This is a genomic window from Acetobacter okinawensis (assembly GCF_002153655.1).
Lineage (GTDB): Bacteria > Pseudomonadota > Alphaproteobacteria > Acetobacterales > Acetobacteraceae > Acetobacter > Acetobacter okinawensis_A.
This window is the reverse complement of the sequence record NZ_JOPJ01000016.1, coordinates 43,210-58,539: the sequence shown is the minus strand read 5'-3', so window position 1 is coordinate 58,539 and position 15,330 is coordinate 43,210. Positions and strand designations below refer to the sequence as shown.

Below are 15,330 nucleotides of genomic sequence, written 5' to 3'. Positions count from 1 at the left end.
GTGCGGATGCGCTCGCGCCGCCCCGTAAGAATTTTGTGCGGGTAGGCCTGATGGCCCACATCCCAGATCACCCGGTCATCGGGGGTATCGAACACCGCGTGCAGGGCCACGGTCAGCTCCACAACGCCAAGGGACGCCCCAAGATGCCCACCCGTGGTGGAAACCGCATCCACAGTCTCGGCCCGCAGTTCATCCGCAAGCTGTTTGAGCTGCTCAACAGAGAGGTTGCGCAGGTCCGCAGGAACACGGACGCGGTCCAGTGCCGGAAAACGGCCAAGAGTGGGAATCGGTGACGCGGTGTTCTGGTTTTTAGAACTGTCCATGCGATTGTTTCCATCTTCTTTTAGCGTGAAACGGCGCACAACCGCCCCTTAAAGGCAGTGTGTGGCGCTCCCCGGCGTGCCTTACATCGCGTTAACATGCCGACAGACATCGCGAACCAATGGGGTTTGGTTTAATGTTTTGTGAAAGAACGCAAGCACGGAAACAAAAGTCACTGCCGACTGTGTCCTTTTTGCAACGGGTGTTGAAAAAGACTTGAGCTTGACAAACAAGGCCACCTATATGCAGGCGAATACCTCATGCACGCGTGGCACTACCCGTTCCGCGCCTGCTGCTCCTGAAAACAGTCCACTGGTGGAGTAGCAGGCCAAGCCGGTTACAGGTCTGGTCGCGCGCTTGAATGGACATACTCAATACTGACTTGTCCTTACTACCAGTCACGATACGGGCGTTAAGTGGATGCGCCGAAGCGGGGGTTTATGGCCGTACCGATAATGCAGGCCGTCAGGGTCGGCAGTTACGTTGTCAAACAGCATATTACGGGGCGCAAGCGCTACCCGCTGGTGCTCATGCTTGAGCCGCTTTTTCGCTGCAATCTGGCCTGTGCAGGCTGCGGAAAAATCGATTACCCGGCGGCTATTCTCAACCAGCGCATGACCGTGCAGGAATGTCTGGACGCAGATGCGGAAGCAGGCGCGCCCGTCATTGCCGTAGCAGGCGGGGAACCGCTGCTGCACAAGGAAATGCCGGAAATTATCCGTGGGCTGATCGCACGTAAAAAATACGTCTATCTGTGCACAAACGCCCTGCTGCTTGAAAAGAAGATGGATGACTACGAGCCATCTCCCTTCTTCTCATGGGATGTGCATCTGGATGGTGACAAAACCATGCACGATGCCTCCGTCTGCCAGGACGGGGTGTACGAGCGGGCTGTTGCGGCCATTAAAAAGGCCAAGGCGCGCGGCTTCCGCGTGTCCATCAACTGCACCGTGTTTGACGGGGCAGACCCCCAGCGTATGGCCAACTTCTTTGATGAAGTCATGGCTATGGGCGTGGACGGGATCATGACCGCACCGGGCTATGCCTATGAGCGTGCCCCCGATCAGGCGCACTTCCTCAACCGCCAGAAGACCAAGCAGCTCTTCCGCGACGTATTCCGTCTGGGTAAGGGCAAAAAATGGCGTTTTACGCAGTCTCCGCTCTTCCTCAACTTCCTTGCTGGTAACGAGCAGTACCACTGCACGCCGTGGGGCAAGCCCCTGCGCAACGTGTTTGGCTGGCAGCGCCCGTGCTACCTGCTGGGCGAAGGCTACGCCAAGTCCTTTCGTGAGCTGATGGAAGACACCAAGTGGGATGACTACGGCACCGGCAACTACGAAAAATGCGCCGACTGCATGGTCCACTCCGGCTATGAATCCACCGCCGTGATGGATGCTGTCCGCCGTCCGTGGCACATTGCCAAGGTGGCGCTGTTCGGGCCGGAAACCGAAAAGCCGATGGTGCCGGAAATCTCTCTGGCTAACCAGCGGCCTGCCCAGTACGTGTTCTCCAAACAGGTGGAAGAGCAGATGGAGGCTATTGCTGCGCGCAAGCCTGCCAAGGCTCCCCGCGTCAAGGTCGTGCGTACTGAAGGTGCGAATGACGAGGCCCCAAAGCCTGTTGAAGCAGAACAGAGCACTGCGGCAGACTGATCCCGCCCAGAGCGAATCGGTTATGCATGACAAAGAACGGCTCCCTCGGGAGCCGTTTTTTTGTGCCTGCCGTAAAAAGAATACTGATTTGGTCCGCTTTATCCGATGGTCAGGCATACACCCCCTGCATGGGCCTGACAGGTGGGGTGGGTCGCATGTTCGGTGCTGGTCTCGGGCTGGATCATCCCTTATCGTGTGCGGCAGGGGCATTTGTTGCGCAAAGCCCGCTACAGCATAAAGGCGTGTTGGTTTTATCCATGGCACTTTCCATTCTTGTCATTTTCTTTCTGGTTTTCCTCAATGCCGTGTTTGCCATGGGCGAACTGGCGTTGATCTCCGTGCGCAAGCCGCGTCTGGCGCAGTTGCAGGAAAACGGCGTGCGTGGGGCCGAGCGGGCCATGCGGCTGGCCGAGGACCCGCAGATTTTCCTGCCCACGGTGCAGGTGGGCATGACGCTGGTCTCCATTTTGGAAGGCACGTTTGGCGGGGTGCAGATTGAGGCGCATCTGACCCCCATTCTGGAGCGCTTTGCCGTTCTCCGGCCTTTTGCCTCGCAGCTTTCCATGGTGGTTGTGGTGGTGTTCATTACCGCCATCATGCTGGTGCTGGGGGAGCTGGTGCCCAAGCAGCTTGCCCTGCGTGAGCCGGAAAAAATGGCAGCCCGTCTGGCCATGCCGCTGGAGCTTCTGGCCAGGGTGACCGGGCCTGTGGTCCTGCTCCTGCGGGCTTCCTCCAACATGGTTCTGCGCCTGATGGGGGCGAGTGATGCGGTCAACCAGAACCTGACGGAAGAAGAACTCAAGGCCTACATTGCCGAGGGTGCTCGTCTGGGCGTGCTGGAGCATGAGGAGCGCAGCATGATCGAGCGGCTCCTGCGGCTGGCGGACCGGCCTGTCCGCGCGATTATGACCCCGCGGAATGAGCTGTGCTGGATAGACCGCCACGCCGGGCGCGAGGCACTGGTGCAACTGCTCAAGCAGACCAGCTACGCCCGCATTGTGGTGTGCGAGGGCGGGGTGGACAACCCCGTGGGGGTTATTCTGGCCAAGGACATGCTGGACCGCGTGCTGGAGGGTATGCCCGTCTCCATAGAGGCAGGGATGCGCCCCATGGTGGTGGTGCCAGACAGTATTTCAGCACTCGATATGCTGGAGCGTATGCGCAGCATCAGTCTGGGCATGGCCTTTGTGCTGGATGAATACGGGGCGTTTGAAGGGGTGGTCACCCCTGCCGACCTGTTTGACGCCATTGTGGGGGAAACCTCGCACGAGCAGCCCCAGTCCAGCCACCATGCCGCCAACATTCCCGCCCCGGATGCGGTGATTGCTCTGGAAGGCACCGCATCGGTGGACGAGATCAAGGACATGCTGGGCCTGCGCTCCCTGCCGCAGGAGGGCAGTTACCATACGCTGGGGGGGCTGCTGCTGGCCCTGCTGCGGCGTGTTCCCGCTGTGGGGGACAAGGTCGCCTACGATGGCTGGCTGTTTGAGGTGCTGGAGGTAGAGGGCCGCCGCGTGGCCCGCGTGCGGGCCAGCCGTCAGGCACTGGCGGAGAACTGAGGCCACATTACCCTGCTGGCCCGTATGCCCGCGCAGCCGCAAGGTTGTGCGGCATTGCGGGGTGGCTGCCAGAGTAGTGGGGAGCATACGACAAAGGGGCGCTGGCATTGGCCGCGCCCCTTTGTCGTATGGGCTTGTCAGGTCGTCAGGCACCCCCGCCACATGATGGGTGTGGCGCCAGTGCCCCTATGGCCCCTGCGGGCCGGTGGTGGGGTGTGGGGTTAGTGCAGGGTACGGGCCAGTGCGGTTTCATCCGCAAAGTCGGGCCATGTGCCGTGTGCCAGAGCGCTCAGTGATGGGGCTGGCAGCTTCATTTTGGCAGCGTAGCGCCACAGGTAGGTCAGGGTCCGGTGGACGTAGTTCCGGGTTTCCTGATTAGGCAGCAGCTCCATGAACAGGAGCGGGTCGTCGGAGGAGGCGGCCATGTTTTCCCAGTGCGCCAGTGCATTGGGGCCTGCGTTGTAGCTGGCCAGCAGGCGGATCATGTCCCCGCCGCGTGCTTCGGTATGGTTGGCCTGCTGGGTGCGCTTGGCCAGATACTGCACGTAGCGCTGCCCGATTTCCAGATTAAGGCTGGGGTCATGCAGGGCGGAGGCGGCACGCTCAAAACGGTGGTTGGGCGTGGTGGCCGATGCGCTGGTTACAAAGTCGGCGGTAATGGGGCGGATCTGCATCAGCCCATGTGCGCCTGCGCCCGATACGGCGTGGGCGTCAAAGTTGGATTCCACCCGTGCCAGTGCGTAAACCAGTGCAGGGTCCATGGTAAAACCGTTGCGTGGGCGCAGCTGGGGCAGGGGGGCATCGTCCATGGTTTGCGCGTTGGTGGCCTGACTGTGCAGGGACTCCTCCATCTCACGCGCAAGGTCATGCAGCCCTGCGGCATCGGCCACAAGCTGGAAGGAGCGGGCCAGTGCGACGTCATGCAGGGCGGGCCATGCGCGACGCATGGCGTTTTCCGCTATGTCCTGCTCGCCAACCTGTAGCAGGGCAAACACGCGGTGGCCGACCTCGGTATTGCCCACGGCTTCAATATCAATTTCCGTCAGCACCGGGGCTGAGGCAGCGCTCTGGCTGGTGGTGGCCGCAGCACTTTCAAGCTGTGCAAAACTTGCCAGACCGTGGCGTTCGCTCAGTTTGTGGGGTGTGGCGGCATTGCGCAGCATGGTGCTGGCCAGCAGCCCGTAGAATGTGCGGGGGAAGGTTGCAGCATGCTGGAGCCATAGGTGCTGGCTGCGGGCATTGCTGGCTTTTTCATGCGTGCGGGCGGCCCAGAAGGCGGCTGCGGCGCGCATATCCGGCGTGGCCCGTGGCGCGTGGGAGGCGCGCTCAAAAAACGGCGTGGCCTCGGCGTAGGCGGCTTTTTGCCACAGGGCCAGCCCGGTCACATAGCCTGCCAGCGCATTACGCCCGTGGGAGACAGTGTTGGCCGTGCGGCTGATGTCCAGCGCAAGGTCGACCTCGCCCGAGGCCAGCATGGCCTGTGCCGTTTCTGCCTGAAGCTGGGCAGCGTAGGCGGGGGTCATGCCCGGTGTAATGCTGATCAGGTGCAGAGCGCTGTGCACACCTTTCAGCCCCGCGCTGGTCCGCTCACGCAAGGTGCGGTCAAGCAGGGGGTTACGGGTGAACTCCTGCAACGGCCCCGCAGCCAGTGCCGCATGGGCGGGTGCCAGATGCTCGGTGGACGGGGCCACAGGCATGGGGCCACCGCGCTCGGGCAGGGCCGCAAGGCGGGCCCATACAGCGGGTGCATCCGCGTAGGAGGTGTATTGCTTGAGCCAGTTGCGCAGCTCGGTCGCACTGGGGTGGTAGCTTGGGTTGAGGTAGCGGTTTGCCTCCACCTCGCCCAGCAGGACAGAGTCCGTCAGATGCGTGGTGCTGCTGATTGCCTCGGCAAACGCGCCCATGCGCTGAAGGCGGAAAACGGCGCGGATATTGGTCGCTACGTCCGGTGGAAGTGGTTTGGGCAGGGCAAGATCATCCCCTTCTGGAAAAGCCCGGCGTGGCAGAACCATCGCCAGCTCTTCGCTGTGCGGTTCCGCCCCGTGGTCCGGGGAGCTGGCATGGGCTCTCGTCGTGTTGACGGAAGCGCTGGCCAAAAGAGCGGCTCCAGCCAAAAAGGCTTTTGCCGCGATCTGATGAGGAATTTGACCTATCGCTCGCATGGCTGGCGGGGTCTAGGCGTTTTGTGCGCAAAAAGCAAGTTTACTCTGTGTAAACATTGGTGCGCGGGTTTTAGAAACCGTTGTGTGCTTTGGCGTAACGCGTTTGTTTCTGCTTATGAAGTTCTTTGTTTTTCAAAGGTATCTGGCGTTATTTCATGCTGTAATTCTTTGTGACGGACAAGGCGATATTACAGGCATGGTCATGGTTGCTTTAGGGGGTGTCACGCAGTGTTTTCATCACCATCATCAGCGTTTGCCATATCTCCCGCCGCGCGGTGGGGGAGGCGCGGAGCTGGAGCGGGTGGCGCATGGCAATTACGGGGATGGACCCGTGGCCGGGTAGCTCCAGCACTGCCCAGTCGCGCCGTGGGGGTGTGGTGCTTGCGCCAAGCAGCATGGTTGTGGGCAGGCGGCCACACAGCACAAGGCGGCGGGGGGCCAGCAGGGTCATTGCACGCTGGAGGAAGGGCAGGCAGATCCGCTGCTCTGCATCCGATGGGGGGCGGCCCCCCGGCGGACGCCACGGCAGGGCGGTGGCAAGGGCCAACTGGTCGCGCTCAAGCGGGAGGGGGGCCAGCAGGGTATCAAGCAGGGTGCCGCACAGGCCCGAAAAAACAAGGCCGCTCCGGTCCTCGTCCGCGTCCGGGGCTTCGCCAATCAGCATGAGCGGGGCGTTGGGCGGGCCGGAGGGGACAAGCGTGTGCATGGCGGTGCCGCGCAGGGAGCACGCCCCAAACTGTTCCATGGCATGGCGCAGGGCATCGAGCGTTGTGGCCTGTGCCGCGGCCTGCCGGGCAAGCTCTATGGACTCGCCCAGACTGGGCAGTGCCGCCCCATCCCCCTGTGTGGTGGGTGGTACTGGGGTGGGGGGTATGGGCGCACCCGTGCGGCCTGCTGCGGTGGAACCAGCGGCTCCTGCGGCTGTGCGGGCAGGCTGGGGCGCGGGGGTACGTGGTGCGTGTGCCGGAGGCAGACGGAAAGCCCCGGCCCCGCTCTGGCGGTGGTCCGTGGCGTGGTCGGTCACGGCGGTGTCCACCCCCCATTCGGTATAGAGGCGGAGGAGGGAGAGGGCGTCGTGCATTATTCTACCCCTAGCACAACCACGGGTCAGAGCAGAATATGGCGTGAACGGTTTGGTGGTTTGGCATGAGCGCGGTAGAGAAAAGCCAGCCGTTCATGTCGTTCCTCCTTGCCACGCTGGCAGGTGTGGGGCGGATGCTGCGGCAACCCGGTGCTGCCGCCTCAGCTTGAATAGGGTTCTTATGCTGTTTTGTCGCCTTATGCCTACGGTTTTCCTGCTCAGTGCTACAATGCTGGTATCCCCCGCATTGGCAGCCGTACCCGAACCCGGCCATGGCCCGCTCCATAAAGATGGGCCTGTGGAGCCGACCGGGAGCAGACATATCGATTCGGAAGCTTATCTGCGCGGCATTGTTGCCGTGCGGATGGGGGATGACACACAGGCCGCTCAGGCCTTCCGCACCGCCTTGCAGGCAGACCCCGCCAATACAGAGCTGTTGCGGCAGGCGTTTGTGCGCAACGTCATGGCGGGTGACCCGCAGGCTGTGGAACTGGCGCATCTGGTAGAAAAAACGCCACAGGACCGGAGCGTGGTCTCTGCCCTTGTTCTGGGCAATGACGCCGCAGTCCGTGGCGCATGGGCCGATGCCGCGCAGTATTATCGCCGTGCGGGCGAGGACCCCATGACCCACCTGATCCTGCCATTGCTGCTGGCCTGGTGCGAGCAGGCGCAGGGGCATGCCGATGCCGCGATAGAGAGCCTGTTACACCCGCAGACCTCCCTGCTGCTGCCGTTTTATACCCTGCATGCCGGGATTATCGCACAGGTGGCAGGGCAGTCCGAGCGGGCGGAAGCCCTGTTTGAACGGGCGCAGAAGATCATGCCGGGGGAGGACATGCTCCTTGCCCGCTCTCAGGCCGCATGGCTGTGGAACCATGGCCAGCAGGACAAGGCGCGCGCCCTTATCCGCAAGCTGGTGGGGGCGGATAGTATTCTGGGGCTGGCAGGTCCGGCGCTACAGGCCAATATTGGCCACTACCCGGTTACCTCCATGCGCGAGGGTATTGCCCACGCCTACGTGCTGAGCGCCTTTTTGCTCCGCCAGCAGGCGCGTGAGCAGGGGGCGGAGGGTGAGAGCGCGGCGCTTAACCTGTTCCAGATCAACGAGGCCGCACGCCTTATGTTGGGCTTTGCGCTGGGCATGGACCCCACGCTGGTGGATGCACGCCTGATGCTGGCCGAAATTCAGGATAACGAGCAGCATTTTACCGCCGCGCGGGAAACGCTGGCCCATGTGCCCCCGCAGGACCCGCTGGCCATTGTGGCCACGCTCCGCCTTGCGGTGCTGGAGACCACCAACGACCACCCTGAAGAGGCCATTCCCTTACTGCGCCATCTGTCCGAGCAGGCGCCGGGGCGGATTGTTATAGAGCGTGCGCTGGGTACCGCACTCAGCCAGACCAAAGACTGGAAAGGTGCCATAGCCGCCTATACCCGTGCGATTGATCTGGCCAACGCGCAAAAAATGCCGGACTGGACGCTCCTGTTCCTGCGCGGCATGGCCTACCACGAGGCGGGCGACTGGGCTGCGGCCAAGGCAGACACCCGCGCGGCTCTGGCGTACGCGCCTGATGAGCCGCTTTTGCTCAATTTTCTGGGCTACGGCATGGTTGAGCAGCATGAGGACCTGGCAGAGGCGGAAAAACTTCTGCGCAAGGCCCATGAGCTGGACGTGCATGATGCCGCCATAACAGACAGTCTGGGCTGGGTGCGCGTGGAGCGCGGCGACCTTGCAGGCGGTATTCCCCTGCTGGAAAAAGCAGCCGAGCAAACGCCCGAAGACCCCGAGGTCAATTACCATCTGGGCGAGGCCTATTGGCGCATGGGGCGCAAGGCCGAGGCCGTGGACCAGTGGAATGTGGCGCTGGGCCTGCACCCGAGTGCTGCGGATGAGGCCCTTATCCGCGCGGCGCTGCAAAAAGCAGGTGTGCCTGCTACCCCTGCGGGCGAACAGCCTGCGGCAGCACCAGCCTCTGCCCCGGCTTCCGCCCAACCCGTTCAGGAACAAGGAAAACACACGCCGTGACCGTAGCCGCACTGGATGTTTCCACCTTTGCTTTTACAGAGGCCGCTCCCGCCAAGGTCAACCTGTACCTGCATGTAACAGGCCGCCGGGCCGATGGGTACCATCTGCTGGACAGTCTGGTCGTGTTTGCTGGGGCGGGGGACGTGCTGCATTACCAGCCCGGCCCCGAACCCCTGCACCTGCACATTACCGGCCGCTTTGGCCGCGTGCTGGACGCATCGGCCGCGGGGGCTGACAACCTTGTCATCAGGGCGGCGCAGGCGCTGCAGGCACTGGGTGGCGCACAGGCCCATGTGCAGGGCGGCACGCTGGTGCTGGAAAAAAAACTGCCCGTGGCCTCGGGTATCGGGGGGGGCTCGGCAGATGCCGCCGCCGCCCTGCGTCTGCTGGACCGGGCATGGAACGTGCAGGCCAGCCGGGCAGACCTGCTGGCGCTGGCCCAGACTCTGGGGGCGGATGTGCCGGTCTGCCTGCTCAGCCAGACCATGCGGATGGAAGGAATCGGCGAGGAACTGACCCCCGCTCCCCATCTGCCCGAATGTGGGATGGTGCTGGTCAACTGCGGGCAGGCTGTCTCTACGCCAGAGGTGTTCCGCCGCAGGGCAGGCGCTTTTGCCCCACGCGCCACCATGCCGCAAAGCTGGGCGAACCTTGCAGACGTCATGGCGTTTATTGAGCAGCAGGGGAACAGTCTGGAGCAGGCTGCCTGCGAAGTCTGCCCCCCGGTTGCCCATGTGCTGGCCGATATTGGCGGGCAGGAAGGCTGCCTTATGGCGCGGATGAGCGGCTCAGGTGCTACCTGTTTTGGTCTGTTTGCCACACCACAGGCTGCGCGGCAGGCGGCAGACCGGCTGGAAGACGCCCATTCCGCATGGTGGGTCTGGGGTGGCGGGCTGGTATAGGTCGTTTTTGAGTTAATTTATCGTCAACGTGCATAAAGTGCGAAAAAACATTAACTGTTTTTTATAATTCGCTCACTAAGCCTTAATCCTCAACAGGTGTTTCAAGGGGAGGGCGGGCCATGGCGAATTATGTCAACACGCACGGTGTTACCTGCGCGGTTACCGACCATCAGGGTTTTTATGGGGTGCGCGACGGGTATAGCGTGACCATGACCGGCCCCGATGGGGTGCTGCTTTACGCCGGGGTTATTCACCCGGCCATTTTTGGCGGTCCAACCAACGGCAATGTGCTGCTTGGGCCGCAGGCGGCCCCTTGTGCCGCCCCTGCGGGCGGGACGTATATTGTGCCCCCCGGTGTTTACGCAACTTTTGGTATAGGCCCTGCCACGGGGCATGCGCCCTTGGGTGGCGCGTTCTATATTGGCGGTAATGCCCTGCTGCGGGTGGCGCTGGGCGCGCCCGCAGGCCTGTTGGTGCAGGTCATGGGGGGCTGCGCCATGTTTGCCCCCATGGAGCCGGGGGCCACGCTGGACGGCATGGAACTGGGCCTTGCCTATGGGGGGCTGTTTACCTGCGGTACGGCCCAGCCCGATGTGTTGTGCGGCGCCACGGTACGCTTTGGGCAGGGGGGCGGCACTCTGGTGCTGAACGCGGGCCACGCCCCCTTTGACCTGTCTGGCACGCGCTTTGTGGATTACAACCCCGCGCACGCCATGATCGAGGTCCACCAGAGCAGCCAGCCTGTTGTGGCGTACCATGTCAGTGCGGACAGGCAGAGCCGGAGCATTGTCCTGTATGGCCATAACCAGCAGGAGGTCGGGCGCTTTACGGTAGAACTGGCCAGAGGGGCCGTGCTGGAGGCGGGGGATTACTGCGTGGCGGATGCCGCACACCCGCTCCGCATCGCCACCGACCCGGCACAGGCCCGGACAGTGGCCTGTGTTATTGAGGGCACGCACATCCACACCGCCAGCACCATTACGGCGCAGGACATGCTCCACACAGGCAGTCTGGTGGATGTGTGGGGTACGGACGGCACAACCACGCAACGCCTGATGTGGGCCGAGCGGGGGCATGTGCAGGTGCGCCCAGATATGGATGAGGAGGAGGCAGGCTACCCCATCCGTGTTTTAAGGCACGCGCTGGGGCCAAACAGGCCAGAGCGTGACCTGCTGCTGACCCCCCACCACAGTGTGCTGTATAACGGGCAGTTCATAGCCGTGCGTATGCTGGTGAATGGGTGCAGTATTTTTTATGACCACAGTATTACGTCCTATGACTACACACGTATGCAAACCCAAACCCATGCTGTTCTTGTAGCAGAGGGCGTACCCACGGAGTTTTATCTGGCACGGGGGGCGGGGCATGGGCACATGTGCGGTGGCGCTGTGGTGCGGCTGGGCCAGACCAGCCCCCATGTGCGGGACAAGGCCGCGCTGCCCCAGCCGCTGCGCGCACGTGCGCAGCTTGCCGCCATTTTTGAGCAGTTGCGTGTGCGTGGGGCCAGCATACCGGGGAGCAGGCCGGTGGCCTGCGCACCAGAACTGGTGATGGACCCCAACCTGCTGCTGATTACGGATAAAGGGCAACGCATCCGCCTGCTGCGGCGTGATGGAGACAGGTGCTTTTTCATGCTGCCCGCAGGGGTGGAAAAAGTGTTTCTCGCCTCCCGCACCAGCCAGCCTTCGGTGGTGCTTGGCTCCTATATGGATGACCGGCGCACGCTAGGGGTTGCCGTTGGCGGGATTATCCTGTTCAGCGGTGGCCGCCATGTGGCGCAGACCCGCCACCTGCGGCCAGAAGGCGCCGGGTGGGCTGGCTGGCATGCGGTGGAGGCTGACGGTCTGAGCCGCTGGACATCGGGCCACGCGGAACTGCCGCTGTGCGGGATGCGGGAAGGGCAGATGGGGCTGTTGACCATTCAGGTCCGTGCGGCGGGACCTTTTGCCGTGGCCCCAACTGTGGAGGCTACCCCCCACAGGCTCCACGCCTGAGCGGTATGGGGCGGCCACCTCTCTGCCTTGGTTGAAAAGGGGCTGCCCGTTGGGGTGTGCGCTTTTAGCTCAGGCAGGGTCAGGTTCTGCGGCAGCGGCGGATGTGGTTGAGTGCTGCACTTACCCCCATGGCGGCCAGTGCGCCAAACAGGCTGGCCCGCAGGCCGGAGGAGATAAAAACCGTCAGCGGGCTGTTCAGCCTGCGGGCTTTGGCCTCAAACGGGCCTTCCGAGCCATAGGCACCGGGCACGGCGGTGTAGAGCGCATCCGGCTGGGGGCCTTCTGCCCAGTCATGGCTCATCTGGGCCTTGTAGCCGTGGCTTGCCAGCCGTGCTTCGCGGCAGCCGGGGCCTGCAAAGCGCCATAGGGCGGCAAAGCTGTTGGCCCAGCCAATGGAGATCGAGCGGCTGGTGGTAAAGGCTGCACGGCAGATAGCCTCTGCCGCGACCTCTGGCTCATACACCGGGCCAAAGGGTTTAAGCCGCTTGCCGGTCAGGTTGCGTGTCCAGCTATAATGCGGGGTGTTGATGGCGGGCAGGTCCACCATAACAATGCGAATATGGTCCGCATCATGCCGCAGTTCAGTACGCAGGCTGTTGCAGAAGCCGCGCAGCGCCGCGCGGGAGCCGTTTTCGGCTGCCTGTAGGGGCAGGTCCCGCAGGGTGGGGGCCAGATCAAGGTTGATGATCGCACCCTGTCCCCTGCGGCGCATGACGTTGAGTGCGGCCAGTGTGCCGTTAACGCTGCCAAGGTAGGTGACCTGCGTTGCGCGTGCGATGTCCTGCGCGTTCAAGGCGGCAACCTGCCCGACAACCGTTGCCCCCGCGCAGTTGGCCCAGACGGAAATGGGGCCAAGTGTGTTTTCAATCTGCTGGGCAGCGTCCTGCATGGCCTGTGCGTCGGTTACGTCCACACTGAGCACAAAAGTGCGTATGGCGTGCTGGGCCAGATTGTGCGCGGTGGCGTGCAGGCGCTCCTCATCCCGCCCAAGCAGGGCCACGTCAAACCCTGCGCGCCCCAGTGCCCGTGCTGCTGCCCGGCCAATGCCCGAGCCTGCTCCCGTAATGACCGCAATCTGAGTTGCCATAGCCTGTTGTGCCTCCCGCGTGGATGTCTGGTGGTGTGAGTGCGTGGTAAAAACTAAGCCTGCCCCTACCTGCGTGAGCAGGGGGTGGCGCGCAAGGCGGGGCTGTGCGGTAGCTGCCCTGTGCGCGCCGGTATGCTGTGTTATGGCCCTGCCTGCCCCATATGGCCGTTACAGGTAGCGCAGTGCCAGAAAGCCACCGAGCAGGAGCACCGCAAACACGCCTGTCACCAAAGGCAGCCGGTGCTCCAGAAAGTCCTGCACGGTTGCGCCAAAGCGGCGCAGCAGGCCCGCCACCAGCACAAAGCGCAGCCCACGTGTGACAAAGCTCGCGCAGAGGAAGGGGAGGATGGCAAAATGGGCCATGCCACTGGCAATGGTCACAAATTTGTAGGGGATGGGGGTCAGCCCCTTGAACAGGATGATCCATACCCCCCACTGGCGGAACTTGTCCTGCAAGGCGGCCAGTGTGTGTTCGGCATGGTAAAAATGTACAATGGGCTTTGCCACAGTATCCAGCAGCATGGCACCAATCAGCCAGCCCAGCAGGCCGCCTGCCACGCTGGCCACGGTGCAGATGGCCGCGTAGCGCCATGCCCTGTCCTTGTGGGCCAGTACCATGGGAACAAGCAGTGTTTCGGGCGGGAGAGGGAAGAAGCTGGCCTCTGCAAAGGCAAGTGCCGCCAGCCATAAGGGCGCGTGGGGGCTGGCGGCATGCCGTAGAACGCGGGCGTAGAGTTTATCGAGCATTCAGGTCCGTTACAGTCGTTCTTGGCGCAGCACGTCTTCGGCCTTGCGGTGGATCAGGTCGTATTCGGCCTGTGTCAGGTTGCCCCGATGCAACATTTCACTCGCGCGGGCAAGCGCGTCACGTGCATGGGTGGCGTCTGGTATGGGGTAGCGGCGGCCGGGCAGGGCAAAGGCGCTGTCTGGCAGGGCGTTGCGTTCGGCTGTGCTCAGTCTGGACATGTGCGTATTCCTGTTCCCTCGGTTAAAGGTCGGAGGCACTTTCCACCTCGTCCAGCTCCGCCATGGCGGCTTCTGCACTGGTGGTTGGCACGTCGGAAACCGGCGTGCTGCGCGGGTCGGGCATCGGAGGGTGCGACGCGGGACCAAAAGAGAGTTTTCGCGTGACGCGGAACGCAGTCAAGACTGCAAATGTACCAAACAGCACAGCCCCCATGGCCTGACCAAGCTGCACACCCTGCGGGCCATAGTGTTCGCCCAGCAGCACGAACGGGATGGTGCCCAAGGTGGCCCGCCCCCAGTTGAATGCGGTGGAATACAGCGGAAAACCAAGGTTGTTGAACGCGGCATTGGCCACAAACAGCATGCCAACAAACAGGTAGCTGCCAATAGTCCATGTGCAGAACAGGTGCAAAAGGGCGGCGGCGTTGCCCTGTGCATTATACATGGCAATAATCAGGTCCTGCGCAAAGTAGAGCAAAACCCACGTCAGCCCCACACTGAGCACAACCAGCTTGAGTGCTGCTGTCAGTGTCTCGCGCACACGGTCGGGGCGGCCTGCCCCCACGTTCTGCCCCATGATCGGGCCAACCGAGCCGGTCAGTGCGAACACGAGCGAGAACAGCACAGGCACCATCCGCTCGATGGAGGCCTGCCCCGCCACCGCCTCCAGCCCAAAGCCGGACATGGCGCGGGTGACGTACACACCCCCCGCGGGTGTAGCCAGGTTGGTCAGTATGGCGGGGAGCGATATGCCCGCCACACGGCGCGTATCGGGGATAATGCGGCGCAGGCAGGGGCGGGCCAGCATACTGTGGCGGAGTGCGCCGCGCAGCCCGGCACCCGCCACCACGAAGCGTGACAGGGTGGCACTTATGGCAGCCCCCATCAGCCCTTCATGCAGGCCAAAAATAAACAGCGGGTCCAGCACGGCGGCAACCACTGCGCCCATAAGGGTAATGTGCATGGAGCCCTTGGCGTCCCCCACCACGCGCATAAGAGCCGAGCAGCCCATACCAATGCAGATGAGGGGCAGCGCAACGCTGAGAATGCGCAGGTAGGCTACAGCCTCGGTCAGCGTTTGTCCCTGCGCGCCAAACAGGCTGAGTATGGGGGTGGCCCCTGCGGCTGTGGCAAGGCCCAGCACCCCGGTTACCCCGGTCATCACCAGCATGGAGGAGGCGGCAAGGCAGCGTGCCTCCTCATGCCGTCCGGCCCCGATCTCGCGCGCGGTGGCGGCACTTATGCCAATGGTCAGGCCGATGGAAATGGCGATCTGTAGCCCGATTACCGCGCTGGCAAAGCCAATGGCGGCGGTCATGGCGGTGTTGTTGAGGTGGCTGATATACACCATGTTGAGCATATCAACCGCAAATACGGCCATAAGCCCTATGGCCCCTGTTCCGGCCATGACCAGCACATGCCGCATGATGCTGCCTGTTGTAAAACAGGCTTTATGGCGGCTGCCGGGCGGGGGTGGCCGGGTCATGCGGGCTCCATTGGGGTTTGTCCGTGCGCGCAAAGGCAGGGACGAAAAAAGTGTAGAGCAGGGTAGTATGTCACGTCCTCGCGGCGCTGCGAAT

At 62.9% G+C, this 15,330-nt stretch carries 12 protein-coding genes; 5 read left to right on the top strand and 7 right to left on the bottom strand.

Features of this window, described 5'->3' with window-relative positions; translation table 11 throughout:
- Positions 1 to 323, bottom strand: a 323-nt coding sequence (locus HK26_RS08485; RefSeq protein ID WP_307772209.1) for a 1-deoxy-D-xylulose-5-phosphate synthase N-terminal domain-containing protein, incomplete at its 3' end; no start/stop codon positions are given.
- Positions 324 to 761: 438 nt separating this feature from the next.
- On the opposite strand from HK26_RS08485, the gene hpnH reads away from it, so the two are divergent.
- Complete coding sequence (gene hpnH / locus HK26_RS08480; protein WP_086639379.1) at positions 762 to 1,973, top strand: adenosyl-hopene transferase HpnH; 1,212 nt, start codon at positions 762 to 764, stop codon at positions 1,971 to 1,973.
- A gap of 257 nt (positions 1,974 to 2,230) precedes the next feature.
- A complete protein-coding gene (locus HK26_RS08475) occupies positions 2,231 to 3,532 on the top strand; it encodes a hemolysin family protein (RefSeq protein WP_086639390.1) in 1,302 nt (433 codons plus the stop codon).
- Positions 3,533 to 3,753: 221 nt separating this feature from the next.
- Here HK26_RS08475 and HK26_RS08470 read toward each other — a convergent pair whose 3' ends face one another.
- Together HK26_RS08470 and HK26_RS08465 are read right to left on the bottom strand one after the other, a co-directional pair.
- Entirely contained in the window at positions 3,754 to 5,694 is a 1,941-nt protein-coding gene (locus HK26_RS08470; RefSeq protein ID WP_086639378.1) for a transglycosylase SLT domain-containing protein, read from the bottom strand.
- 211 nt (positions 5,695 to 5,905) lie between these two features.
- Entirely contained in the window at positions 5,906 to 6,775 is an 870-nt protein-coding gene (locus HK26_RS08465) for a uracil-DNA glycosylase (protein ID WP_257640931.1), read from the bottom strand.
- Positions 6,776 to 6,974: 199 nt separating this feature from the next.
- On the opposite strand from HK26_RS08465, the gene HK26_RS08460 reads away from it, so the two are divergent.
- The 3 genes from HK26_RS08460 (at position 6,975) to HK26_RS08450 (ending at position 11,697) form a co-directional block, all read left to right on the top strand.
- On the top strand, positions 6,975 to 8,801 hold the full coding sequence (locus tag HK26_RS08460) for a tetratricopeptide repeat protein (RefSeq protein ID WP_257640930.1): 1,827 nt from the start codon (positions 6,975 to 6,977) through the stop codon (positions 8,799 to 8,801).
- On the top strand, positions 8,798 to 9,703 hold the full coding sequence (locus HK26_RS08455; protein WP_086639375.1) for a 4-(cytidine 5'-diphospho)-2-C-methyl-D-erythritol kinase: 906 nt from the start codon (positions 8,798 to 8,800) through the stop codon (positions 9,701 to 9,703). Before HK26_RS08460 ends, HK26_RS08455 begins: the two co-directional genes overlap by 4 nt.
- 119 nt (positions 9,704 to 9,822) lie before the next feature.
- On the top strand, positions 9,823 to 11,697 hold the full coding sequence (locus HK26_RS08450; RefSeq protein WP_086639374.1) for a Hint domain-containing protein: 1,875 nt from the start codon (positions 9,823 to 9,825) through the stop codon (positions 11,695 to 11,697).
- 79 nt (positions 11,698 to 11,776) lie between these two features.
- Here the strand turns inward: HK26_RS08450 and HK26_RS08445 are convergent, their stop codons facing one another.
- The 4 genes from HK26_RS08445 to HK26_RS08430 form a co-directional block, all read right to left on the bottom strand.
- Complete coding sequence (locus HK26_RS08445; RefSeq protein WP_086639373.1) at positions 11,777 to 12,784, bottom strand: SDR family oxidoreductase; 1,008 nt, start codon at positions 12,782 to 12,784, stop codon at positions 11,777 to 11,779.
- A 168-nt stretch (positions 12,785 to 12,952) separates the two neighbouring features.
- Positions 12,953 to 13,531: a YqaA family protein gene (locus HK26_RS08440; RefSeq protein ID WP_025828432.1), complete on the bottom strand. Its 579-nt coding sequence runs from the start codon at positions 13,529 to 13,531 to the stop codon at positions 12,953 to 12,955.
- A 9-nt stretch (positions 13,532 to 13,540) separates the two neighbouring features.
- On the bottom strand, positions 13,541 to 13,750 hold the full coding sequence (locus tag HK26_RS08435) for a hypothetical protein (protein ID WP_086639372.1): 210 nt from the start codon (positions 13,748 to 13,750) through the stop codon (positions 13,541 to 13,543).
- 22 nt (positions 13,751 to 13,772) lie between these two features.
- Positions 13,773 to 15,236 carry an MATE family efflux transporter gene (locus HK26_RS08430; RefSeq protein ID WP_086639371.1) on the bottom strand — a complete coding sequence of 488 codons (1,464 nt, stop codon included), beginning with the start codon at positions 15,234 to 15,236 and terminating at the stop codon, positions 13,773 to 13,775.
- Positions 15,237 to 15,330 lie beyond the last annotated feature (94 nt).

Bases quoted from the DNA above. Each gene is read 5' to 3' on its own strand.
- HK26_RS08460 (WP_257640930.1), top strand. From the start codon at position 6,975: ATGCCTACGGTTTTCCTGCTCAGTGCTACAATGCTGGTATCCCCCGCA.
- HK26_RS08440 (WP_025828432.1), bottom strand. From the start codon at position 13,531: ATGCTCGATAAACTCTACGCCCGCGTTCTACGGCATGCCGCCAGCCCC.
- HK26_RS08470 (WP_086639378.1), bottom strand. From the start codon at position 5,694: ATGCGAGCGATAGGTCAAATTCCTCATCAGATCGCGGCAAAAGCCTTT.
- HK26_RS08465 (WP_257640931.1), bottom strand. From the start codon at position 6,775: ATGCACGACGCCCTCTCCCTCCTCCGCCTCTATACCGAATGGGGGGTG.
- HK26_RS08450 (WP_086639374.1), top strand. From the start codon at position 9,823: ATGGCGAATTATGTCAACACGCACGGTGTTACCTGCGCGGTTACCGAC.
- HK26_RS08445 (WP_086639373.1), bottom strand. From the start codon at position 12,784: ATGGCAACTCAGATTGCGGTCATTACGGGAGCAGGCTCGGGCATTGGC.
- HK26_RS08435 (WP_086639372.1), bottom strand. From the start codon at position 13,750: ATGTCCAGACTGAGCACAGCCGAACGCAACGCCCTGCCAGACAGCGCC.
- hpnH (WP_086639379.1), top strand. From the start codon at position 762: ATGGCCGTACCGATAATGCAGGCCGTCAGGGTCGGCAGTTACGTTGTC.
- HK26_RS08475 (WP_086639390.1), top strand. From the start codon at position 2,231: ATGGCACTTTCCATTCTTGTCATTTTCTTTCTGGTTTTCCTCAATGCC.
- HK26_RS08430 (WP_086639371.1), bottom strand. From the start codon at position 15,236: ATGACCCGGCCACCCCCGCCCGGCAGCCGCCATAAAGCCTGTTTTACA.